This window comes from Ramlibacter sp., from assembly GCF_013697775.1.
Taxonomy (GTDB): domain Bacteria; phylum Pseudomonadota; class Gammaproteobacteria; order Burkholderiales; family Burkholderiaceae_C; genus Ramlibacter.
This window is the reverse complement of sequence record NZ_JACCWG010000092.1, coordinates 1-8,320: the sequence shown is the minus strand read 5'-3', so window position 1 is coordinate 8,320 and position 8,320 is coordinate 1. Positions and strand designations below refer to the sequence as shown.

At 68.6% G+C, this 8,320-nt stretch carries 13 protein-coding genes; 6 read left to right on the top strand and 7 right to left on the bottom strand.

Features of this window, described 5'->3' with window-relative positions:
- The first annotated feature begins 305 nt into the window (after positions 1-305).
- On the top strand, positions 306-707 hold the full coding sequence (locus H0U68_RS05000; protein WP_296353289.1) for an HPF/RaiA family ribosome-associated protein: 402 nt from the start codon (positions 306-308) through the stop codon (positions 705-707).
- On the opposite strand, the gene H0U68_RS04995 is transcribed toward H0U68_RS05000, so the two are convergent.
- Together H0U68_RS04995 and H0U68_RS04990 are read right to left on the bottom strand one after the other, a co-directional pair.
- Positions 683-1,588: an aminotransferase class IV gene (locus tag H0U68_RS04995; protein WP_296353287.1), complete on the bottom strand. Its 906-nt coding sequence runs from the start codon at positions 1,586-1,588 to the stop codon at positions 683-685. The genes H0U68_RS05000 and H0U68_RS04995 overlap by 25 nt on opposite strands.
- Positions 1,589-1,636: 48 nt before the next feature.
- Complete coding sequence (locus H0U68_RS04990) at positions 1,637-1,846, bottom strand: hypothetical protein (RefSeq protein WP_296353284.1); 210 nt, start codon at positions 1,844-1,846, stop codon at positions 1,637-1,639.
- Positions 1,847-2,068: 222 nt separating this feature from the next.
- Between H0U68_RS04990 and H0U68_RS04985 the strand changes: the two genes are divergently transcribed.
- From H0U68_RS04985 to H0U68_RS04975, 3 genes are all read left to right on the top strand, one after another.
- A complete protein-coding gene (locus H0U68_RS04985) occupies positions 2,069-2,425 on the top strand; it encodes a PA2779 family protein (protein WP_365730726.1) in 357 nt (118 codons plus the stop codon).
- A gap of 142 nt (positions 2,426-2,567) precedes the next feature.
- On the top strand, positions 2,568-3,464 hold the full coding sequence (locus H0U68_RS04980) for a PA2778 family cysteine peptidase (protein WP_296353280.1): 897 nt from the start codon (positions 2,568-2,570) through the stop codon (positions 3,462-3,464).
- A gap of 231 nt (positions 3,465-3,695) precedes the next feature.
- Entirely contained in the window at positions 3,696-4,139 is a 444-nt protein-coding gene (locus H0U68_RS04975) for a DUF4864 domain-containing protein (protein ID WP_296353278.1), read from the top strand.
- A 72-nt stretch (positions 4,140-4,211) separates the two neighbouring features.
- Here the strand turns inward: H0U68_RS04975 and H0U68_RS04970 are convergent, their stop codons facing one another.
- The 4 genes from H0U68_RS04970 to H0U68_RS04955 form a co-directional block, all read right to left on the bottom strand.
- Positions 4,212-4,598, bottom strand: coding sequence for a proteophosphoglycan ppg4 (locus H0U68_RS04970; protein WP_296353276.1), 387 nt, complete (start codon positions 4,596-4,598; stop codon positions 4,212-4,214).
- Positions 4,599-4,744: 146 nt separating this feature from the next.
- Positions 4,745-5,722: a L,D-transpeptidase gene (locus tag H0U68_RS04965; protein ID WP_296353275.1), complete on the bottom strand. Its 978-nt coding sequence runs from the start codon at positions 5,720-5,722 to the stop codon at positions 4,745-4,747.
- A 124-nt stretch (positions 5,723-5,846) separates the two neighbouring features.
- Positions 5,847-6,023 (bottom strand): hypothetical protein, encoded by a 177-nt coding sequence (locus H0U68_RS04960; protein ID WP_296353272.1) that lies wholly within the window; start codon positions 6,021-6,023, stop codon positions 5,847-5,849.
- 73 nt (positions 6,024-6,096) lie between these two features.
- Positions 6,097-7,011 carry a DUF808 domain-containing protein gene (locus tag H0U68_RS04955; RefSeq protein ID WP_296353270.1) on the bottom strand — a complete coding sequence of 305 codons (915 nt, stop codon included), beginning with the start codon at positions 7,009-7,011 and terminating at the stop codon, positions 6,097-6,099.
- Positions 7,012-7,053: 42 nt separating this feature from the next.
- On the opposite strand from H0U68_RS04955, the gene H0U68_RS04950 reads away from it, so the two are divergent.
- Complete coding sequence (locus H0U68_RS04950; protein ID WP_296353268.1) at positions 7,054-7,368, top strand: 2Fe-2S iron-sulfur cluster-binding protein; 315 nt, start codon at positions 7,054-7,056, stop codon at positions 7,366-7,368.
- A gap of 6 nt (positions 7,369-7,374) precedes the next feature.
- Here H0U68_RS04950 and H0U68_RS04945 read toward each other — a convergent pair whose 3' ends face one another.
- Positions 7,375-7,560 (bottom strand): hypothetical protein, encoded by a 186-nt coding sequence (locus H0U68_RS04945; protein WP_296353266.1) that lies wholly within the window; start codon positions 7,558-7,560, stop codon positions 7,375-7,377.
- 115 nt (positions 7,561-7,675) lie between these two features.
- Between H0U68_RS04945 and H0U68_RS04940 the strand changes: the two genes are divergently transcribed.
- A partial coding sequence (locus tag H0U68_RS04940) for a c-type cytochrome (protein ID WP_296353264.1) occupies positions 7,676-8,320 on the top strand: 645 nt, incomplete at its 3' end.

Genomic DNA, 8,320 nt, shown 5'->3' with positions numbered 1-8,320 from the left:
CGCCGGGGCCACCTCCGCCGAGGCCGCCCAGGCCACCGCCACCGCCACCGAGGCCGCCGCCGCTGCGGCGGCTCGCCGCGCTGGCAAATACGCTGCCGAAAATTTGTCCAAGGATTGCGCTGTTCATGGAAATCTCTCCGTCGTCAGGATTAAAAGAGACTAGCCTCGGGGTTGCGGTGCGTACGTAGGTGCATGCCGTGTCCATGGTGCAGCCGGGCTGTCCGACAGCCCAATCGGCGCCGTCCGACTCGGCATCCGCCGAGTCGCCGCCACACTGGACGGAAGATCACAACAAAGGAGTCCTCATGCATGTGCAGGTCAATACCAGCAATGGCATCGACAACAAGGAGTCGCTCGACCGCTGGGCCATCGACTACTTGAACGACCACCTGGCGCGCTTCAGCCGCGACATCACCGACATCGAAGTGCAGCTGACCGACGAGAACCATGGAGACAAGGGCGGCAGCGTCGACAAGCGCTGCATGATGGAAGCGCGCATCGCCGGACGCCCGCCGATCGCGGTGAAGAATTACGCGTCCAACCAGGACCTGGCGTTCCGCGGCGCCGCCGACAAGCTGCTGCATGCGCTGGACCATGCGCTCGGCAAGCTCGACCGCCGCCAGCACCGCGAACGCGAGACGATCCGCCGCGACCCCGACGCGGTGGCGACGGACCCCAGCATTCAGCCTTCAACGGGCGTGCTGTAGCGCGGGTCGCGGTGCGCGTCCCAGTACGCCTGCAGCAGCGTGGTCGTAACGGGGCCGACCACCCCTGAACCCACCGGCTGCCCGTCCACCCTGGTCACGGGCAGCACGCCGCCACCGGAGCTGCTCAGGAACGCTTCGCTCGCGCCGCGCAGTTCCGCGGCACTCAGCGTGCGCTCGGCCACCACGATGCCGCGCACGCGCGCCAGCTCCAGCACGGTGCGCCGCGTGATGCCTTCCAGCACGCCATCCTTGGGCGTGACCAGCGTGCCGCCGCACAGCGCGAACACGTTGAAGCCCGGACCTTCCACCACGTTGCCGCCGGCGTCCGTCAGCAGCACCGTGTCGGCGCCCGCATCCAGCGCGCCGAGCAGGCCCATGGTCAGGTCGTTCCAGTGGTAGTTCTTGGCGGTCGGGTCCACGCTGGCCGCGGGGATGCGCTGCACGTCACTCACCGCCACGTGCAGCCCGCGCCGGCGCTGCTCCTCGTCGGCGATCCACACATAGGGCACGGCGAAAGCGAAGAACTGGTTGGCGGCCTGGCGCGGATCGCGCGACCCCCAGGGCGGCTGGCCGCGCGTGCAGATCATCTCCACATACGACTGCCGCAGTCCTGCCAGGCGCACGCAGTGCGTGAGGATGTCGATGATCTCGCGCGGCGACTTGCCGGGGTCGAGCCGAAAGCGCGCGCAGCTGCGCAGGAAGCGCTCCAGGTGCGCGTCGAGCCGGAAGAAGGCTCCGTCCCAGACGGTCACCACGTCGTAGGTTGCGTCGGAGCGCAGGAAACCCCAGTCTGTCATGGTCACCGAGGCCTGCGCGATGGGCACGTATTCGCCGCGCTGCCAGGCGGCGCCTTTGGAGAAGTCGGGCGAGGTCGCGTTCATGCGCGCATTCTGGCGCATGGGCGCACCGCGCCGTCGTCACGCCGCGCGTCAGTCGCGCGGCGTCATCCGGTAGACCGGACCGTGGAAGCCGAGAAAGGATGCGCCTTCGGGCGTGGCGTGGCCGCCGCGCAGGACATCGTCCCTGGGCGCTGCCTGCGCGCCCAGCGTGTGTGTGTCGGGTGCTCGCGCTTCGCGCTGCGGGACGGCCGAGCAGGCCGCGAGCGCGGCAGTGAGGATGAGGACCGTCAGGGTTTTCATGGGGTACTGCTCCGTGCTTGAACGTCCATTACGGCGTGGCGTTCCATCTTGCGCTGTAGGAGGCTTTCACGCCGCAAAGTCGGCGGTACCGCAGGCACAGCGTCGGCAATTCCTGTACCCATTTGTCACGGCGAACCACCGCCCGCGCAACGCCGTGCGTAAATGGCGCTCGCGTACGGGCAACGTGCCCGTGCCGACGATCAACCCTAGGAGCTTTCCAAGATGAATTCCGTAAAGAAAACAACCTGCCGAGTCCTCGTGGTCTCGCTGCTGGCCCTGTCGTTCCAGACCGCACGCGCCGGCCTGATCGGCGCCGACCAGGCGGCCGCACCCGCCACGCCCGCGGCCGAACGCGCCATGGTGCTGGGCGCGCTGGACCGCAGCGAAGTCGCTTCGCAGCTGCAGGCGATGGGCGTGGACCAGAACACCGCGCGCACCCGCATCAACGCCATGAACGACCAGGAAGTGCACGCTATGGCGCAGGACATGCAGACCGCACCGGCAGGCGCCTCGGCCTGGGGCTGGGTCGCGGTGGTCGTGGTTGCGGCCCTGGTCTGGTACTACGCGTTTCGCAAGTAAGGAGCCGGCACTGCGCACGGCTGACTGCGGCGCGCCCGGCGCGCGCCGTTTCCCATCCTTCACCACGCCGCGCCGGTTCGCCGGCGCGGCGTGCTTCGGCGCGCTCGCGCTGCTGGCGGGCTGCTCCACCCTGGAGCCGCTGGTGCCGCAGACCGTGGCGCTGCGCACGGACTGGCCGCAAGGCGTTCCCGAGCGCATCGAACTCACGCGGGTTCCATTCTTCCCGCAAGACGATTACCAGTGCGGCCCGGCTGCGCTGGCCACCGCGCTCGCCTACAGCGGCGTCGACGTGAAGCCCGAGGCGCTGGTCGACAAGGTGTGGCTGCCGGCACGCAAGGGCAGCCTGCAGCTGGAGATGCTGGCCGCGCCGCGCGGCTATGGCCGGGTGAGCATGCGCCTGCCGCTGCGCTATGGCGAGCTGCTGCGCGAAGTAGCCGCGGGCAATCCGGTGGTGGTGCTGCAGGACGTGGGCGTGCTCGGAAAGACCTGGCACTACGCGGTGGTCAACGGCTTCGACTATTCCACCGGCAGCGTGTTCCTGCGCTCCGGGCGCCAGCCGCGCCAAGAGATGTCGTTTACCGCCTTCGAGCGCAGCTGGCTCAAGGGCAATTACTGGGCGATGGTGGTGACGCCGCCCTATCGCATTCCAGTCACGGCCGACGAGCAGCGCTGGATGGAGGCTGTGGTGGCGTTCTCGCGCGTGGCCGACCGCGACGCGGTGACCAAGGCATACACCGCCGCGGTGCAGCGCTGGCCCGACAGCGTGCCGGCCGCCATCGGCCTGGCCAACCAGATGCATGCGCGCGGCGCGCTGCCCGATGCGGCCAGCGTGCTGCGGCGCACGCTGCAGCGGAATCCGCAGTCGGTGGTGGTGATGAACAACCTGGCGCAGACGCTGTCCGACCAGGGACGCAACACCGAGGCGATGGCGGTGATCGACAAGGCCGGCGATCCGCAAAGCCCGTACGCCGCCGATGTGCGCTCCACGCGCCAGCAGATCCAGCAGCGCATGCAGCAGCAAAAGGCCGGCTCCCGGTAGCTTCGGAAAAAACGCCGCGCTTCGTCGCGGCGTTTCCTACAGCGGCTCGGGCAGCCGGCTTGCTCCAGCGATTTGCGGCGGGCACCACACTGAATTCCAAGCAGCCGGCGCCCGCGCCACAACGACAGGTAGCGAACTCTTCCGCATCCCGCATGCGATCAGCAAGCACATTGTCCAGTGGGCCCGGCTGCTTCCCGCGGTGCCCCTTCCTCTTCGCCTGGGAGATGCTCCATGAACCGGATTTTTCTGCGTTATTTCAGCGTGGTCGTGCTCGCCGTTGCCGCCTTGTCGCTGCAGCTCCAGGCACGCGCGGGAAATCTGGCCGAAAACGACGCGCAGCAGATCCAGGCACTGATCGCATCGCAGCTGAGCGCTTTCGCCGAAGATGATGCCGACCGGGCTTTCGAAACCGCCACGCCGGAAGTGCGCAAGGCCATCGGCAGCTCGGCGCGCTTTCTCGCCATGGTGCGCGGCGCCTATCCGATGGTGTACCGGCCGGCGCAGGTGAGCTTTCTTAAGCCCGAAGAAGAGGAAGGCCAGGTGCTGCAGCTGGTGGAAATCCGCGACGACGACGATAAATCCTGGTTGGCCCTGTTCGCCATGGAGCGCCAGCCCGACCAGTCGTGGCGCATCAGTGGCTGCTTGGTGGCGCAGAACCGCTGGCACCCGGCTTGAGTTGCGAATCCGGGTCGCGAATACCCATGAAAAAGGCCGGCGGATCGCCGGCCCTTTTCATTGCGCGGAGGTTCAGCCGCGGTCGCTATGGGCAGCGTGCTTGCGCTTGGCCTTCATCTTGGACTTCTTCATCGTCCGGGTGGTCTTCGTCGCCGTGGTCGTGTCGGTGGAGCTGCTCGCGCCCATCGTCGTGCCGCTGCCGGTGGTGCTGGAACCGGTCATGGTGGAGCCGGAGGTGGTGCCCGTGCCCATCGTGGAGGAACCCGTGGTGGTGCCACCGGTGACGCCCGGCGTGCCGGTCGTGCCCATCGGCGTGTTTTGCGTGCTTTGCTGGCCGGCGCCCAGTGCGGGGTTCTTCACGGCGGGATTGGGCGGGGTGCCCTGGGCCATGGCGGTGCCGACGATGGCGACGGTCGCCAGGCTGGCGACGAGTGCTTTCAATTGGATCGATGCATTCATTTTCGGGACTCCTGTTGTTTGGACTTTGAAGCTGGCATCTGGCGCCAGCTGTCCTCTAGGGTAGAGAAGCCCCACAACCGCTGCGTCAGTTCACGGCATCGAACAATGTAAGAGGAAACCTTGCTTGAGCTACCGCAGACGACCAGTTATTGCTGCACTTGCTTGTGCGCCGCTTGCGCGAGCTGCATGCGCAACGCGGGGTCGTAGGCGCCGAACTGCTTTTGCACGCTGCGCGTCTCCGGCAGCACGTAGATCACCGCGCCGCTGCGGCGCACGGTAGGTGCCAGCACCTGCTCGAAGAACGCCACGGGCACGTTGACGCAGCCGTAGGAAATGCGGTTGTCTTCCGGCGTGGGCGTGGCCAGGCGCTCAAGGCGCCGGTCCTTTTTGATGGCGTCGGGCGTGCGCAGCACGCGGTGCATGGACACGGCGGCGTCGTAGTCGACCCACACCACGTCTTCCTTGCGCGCGTTCATGCCGATCTCGGCCACGAAGCGGCCAGCCGGTGTGGTCTTCTCCTCGGGCTTCACCTTCGACAGCGGCTTGTCGCCGATGCCGGGGGCCGAGTCGTCGCCAACGGCCGAGCCCAGCAGCACCGGCGTGTCCGCCTTCAGCTTGCCGTCGGGCCCGAACACGTAGACGCGTGCATCTTTCTTGTCGATCACGACGAAGGCATTCTTCTTGTGGTCCTTGGTGGCGACCGACCAGTCGGCCACCAGCTTGACGTCGGGCGTCGGATTGATCTCGCCGAAGTCGGCCAGCGGCGGCATCGGCAAGGCGGGTGTGGTGGCCTTGGCTACCTGTTCCTCGGTCGGCGACTGAGGTTGCTGTGCCGCCGGAGTTTCAGCGCTGGGCGCGGCATCGGCGGGCGCTTGCGCCACCACCAGGGGCTGCATTGCGGGCGCCTGCGCGGCCGGCGCATTGCTCTGCGCCACCGGCGCGGGCTTGGCGGCGTGGCGCTGCATGCCCATGCGCAGCGGCGGCAGCACCAGCAGCAGAACCGCGGCACCGATCATCACGCCCTTCTGCAGGGAATCGATGAATTCGGAGTGCTCCGCGGCATGCTCGGCGCCGGCTTGCGGCGCGGTGGTGGAGGTGCGGGTGGTACGGGCCTTGTCTTGCATGTTGGGCTTCCTGCTCTCCAGTCAGCTTAGGAAGACCGGGCCGTGGCCACAATGCGCAAATGGCGTGACGCTGTGTAGGAGCGCCGCTGGCACGGCCCCGCTTTCAGTGCGTCAGCGGCTCGGATCAGCGCGGTTCGGAGACGGCGCCGGCTTCCTGGTGCCAGCTCTCGATCTGCAGCGCAGGGTTCGCGCATTCCCAGCCGAGCGCGAGGTCGTCGGCTTCCGCGAAGCCGGCCGCGTGCAGCGCGGCGCCGGGCGAAGAGGCGGAATCGGCGGACGCGGGATCGTTGAATTCGTGCATGGCGGACTCGGCTGGAGGATGCATCCATTGTTGTGCCGCCACGCACGCCAGCACATGCGCCGGCACCGCATGACTACGTAGGAGCCCGCCGACGCATGAGTTTCCAGAAGCTGACCGCGGCCAGCACCAGCGCGCCCGCCACCAGGCCGATCCCCATGTGCGCCAGCGTGGAAATGAGCCAAGCCCAGCCATGGCCGGCCGCCTCGGCCAGCGCCTCGATCGCATGCGCCAGCGGCGGGATGCCGTGCGTGAGGATCGATCCGCCGACGAGGAACATCGCCACCGTGCCGGCCACCGACAGGCCCTTCATCATCCAGGGCGCGCCGCGCAGCAGCCCGCGGCCGAGCGCTTGCAGCGCGGGCGAGCCGCGCCGGCTCCAGTACAGGCCCAGGTCGTCCAGCTTCACGATGCCGGCGACCAGGCCATAGACGCCGACGGTCATCACGATGCCGATGCCCGCCAGCACCATCACCCGCGTGGGGAACTCGCTGCCCGCCACCGTGCCCAGCGCGATGACGATGATTTCGGCCGAGAGGATGAAGTCGGTGCGGATAGCGCCGCGGATCTTGTCCTTCTCGAACGCGACCACGTCCACCTTGTCGTTCTCCAGCGCGCGCGCCAGCGCCTCGTGGTGCGCGCGGTCCTGCTCGCGGCTGTGCAACAGGCGGTGGGCCAGCTTCTCGCAACCCTCGAAGCACAGGTAGGCGCCGCCCACCATCAGCAGCGGCGTGACCGCCCAGGGCGCGAGAGCGCTGATGGCGAGCGCCAGCGGCACCAGGATGGCCTTGTTGAGGAACGATCCCTTGGCCACCGCCCACACCACCGGCAGTTCGCGGTCGGCCTGCACGCCCGACACCTGCTGCGCGTTCAGCGCGAGATCGTCGCCCAGCACGCCGGCGGTCTTCTTGGCGGCGACCTTGGTCAGCAGCAGAACGTCGTCCAGCAGCGTGGCGATGTCGTCGAGGAGGGCGAACAGGCTGGAGGCCATGCGGCGGGATGCGGTGATGAAGACGGACTACGATGGCGCGCCATGAACGACGCGCCGGCTGAGCCCGCCACTGTATTCGAAGCCACGCTCGCGCGGTCGGGACAGCGCTTCGCCGCGCCGGCGGACCAGCCGCTGCTGGTATCGGCCGAGGCCGCCGGCATCGCGCTGCCGAGTTCCTGCCGCAACGGCACCTGCCGCACCTGCATCAGCCGGCTTGCGCAAGGCGAGGTGCGCTATCGCATCGCGTGGCCCGGCCTGCTGCCCGAAGAAAAGCAGGCAGGCTGGATCCTGCCGTGCGTGGCCTACCCCGTAACCGACGTGGTGGTCGAGGCACAGGACCTGTTCGAAGCGCCCTAGGGAACCCTAGTAGCCACCTGTGCGGTACGGGCTGCGCGGCACGTACTTGTGCTCGCCGTCAGGGATCGGCTCGGCCTGCGGATCCGGGCGGCGCTGCACGGCATTGCTGCCGTCGGACGGCGCGGGCCTGGGCTCCGCACGGCTTCCCGGACCTTGCGCCTTGGGCTTGGAGGAACGTCGATACAGCTTCATGGTGCCGTCACATTAGCATCGGCCCGCGCGGCTGCGCGCGCCCCGCCGACATGCCCGCCGCAAAAGTTGCAACGGCCTGTTCCGGCCGGGCAGCCGTCGGTGGCATAGTCGCGCGATGCGATTCCCGGTCTCCGCCCGCCGCCTGCTGCTTTGCTGCGCGCTTGCCTGCGCGCCCTGGGCAGCGCGCGCGGCGCCGCAGCCCGCGTTCGAGAACACCATGGCGCAGCGCGTGCTGGCCTGCACCAGCTGCCACGGCAAGGAAGGACGCGCCGGGCCCGACGGCTACTACCCGCGCATCGCCGGCAAGCCGGCCGCCTACCTGTACAACCAGTTGCTGAATTTCCGCGAAGGCCGCAGGCAGTACGCACCGATGACGCGGCTGCTGGAGCCGCTGTCCGATGCTTACGTGATGGAGATCGCCGAGCACTTCGCCGGCCTGCGCGTGCCCTACCCGCCGTCGCCGGTGTCCGCGCAGCCGCCCGAGCTGCTGCTGCGCGGCCGCCTGATCGCGCAAAAGGGCGACGCGTCGCGCGAGCTGCCGGCCTGCGCGCAGTGCCACGCACGTACGTTCACCGGCATGCTGCCACAGGTGCCGGGCCTGCTGGGCCTGCCGCGCGACTACCTGAATGCGCAGCTGGGCGCATGGCGCACCGGGCAGCGCCGCGCGCACGCGCCCGACTGCATGGCCGAGATCGCGCGCAAGCTCACGCCCGAGGACCTGTCGGCCGTGACCGCCTGGCTTGCGGCGCAGCCGGTGCCG

Coding starts and splice junctions, on each gene's coding strand:
- H0U68_RS04960 (WP_296353272.1), bottom strand. CDS start 6,023: ATGCACGAATTCAACGATCCCGCGTCCGCCGATTCCGCCTCTTCGCCC.
- H0U68_RS04995 (WP_296353287.1), bottom strand. CDS start 1,588: ATGAACGCGACCTCGCCCGACTTCTCCAAAGGCGCCGCCTGGCAGCGC.
- H0U68_RS04970 (WP_296353276.1), bottom strand. CDS start 4,598: ATGAATGCATCGATCCAATTGAAAGCACTCGTCGCCAGCCTGGCGACC.
- H0U68_RS04985 (WP_365730726.1), top strand. CDS start 2,069: ATGAATTCCGTAAAGAAAACAACCTGCCGAGTCCTCGTGGTCTCGCTG.
- H0U68_RS04950 (WP_296353268.1), top strand. CDS start 7,054: ATGAACGACGCGCCGGCTGAGCCCGCCACTGTATTCGAAGCCACGCTC.
- H0U68_RS04945 (WP_296353266.1), bottom strand. CDS start 7,560: ATGAAGCTGTATCGACGTTCCTCCAAGCCCAAGGCGCAAGGTCCGGGA.
- H0U68_RS04990 (WP_296353284.1), bottom strand. CDS start 1,846: ATGAAAACCCTGACGGTCCTCATCCTCACTGCCGCGCTCGCGGCCTGC.
- H0U68_RS04975 (WP_296353278.1), top strand. CDS start 3,696: ATGAACCGGATTTTTCTGCGTTATTTCAGCGTGGTCGTGCTCGCCGTT.
- H0U68_RS05000 (WP_296353289.1), top strand. CDS start 306: ATGCATGTGCAGGTCAATACCAGCAATGGCATCGACAACAAGGAGTCG.
- H0U68_RS04955 (WP_296353270.1), bottom strand. CDS start 7,011: ATGGCCTCCAGCCTGTTCGCCCTCCTCGACGACATCGCCACGCTGCTG.
- H0U68_RS04965 (WP_296353275.1), bottom strand. CDS start 5,722: ATGCAAGACAAGGCCCGTACCACCCGCACCTCCACCACCGCGCCGCAA.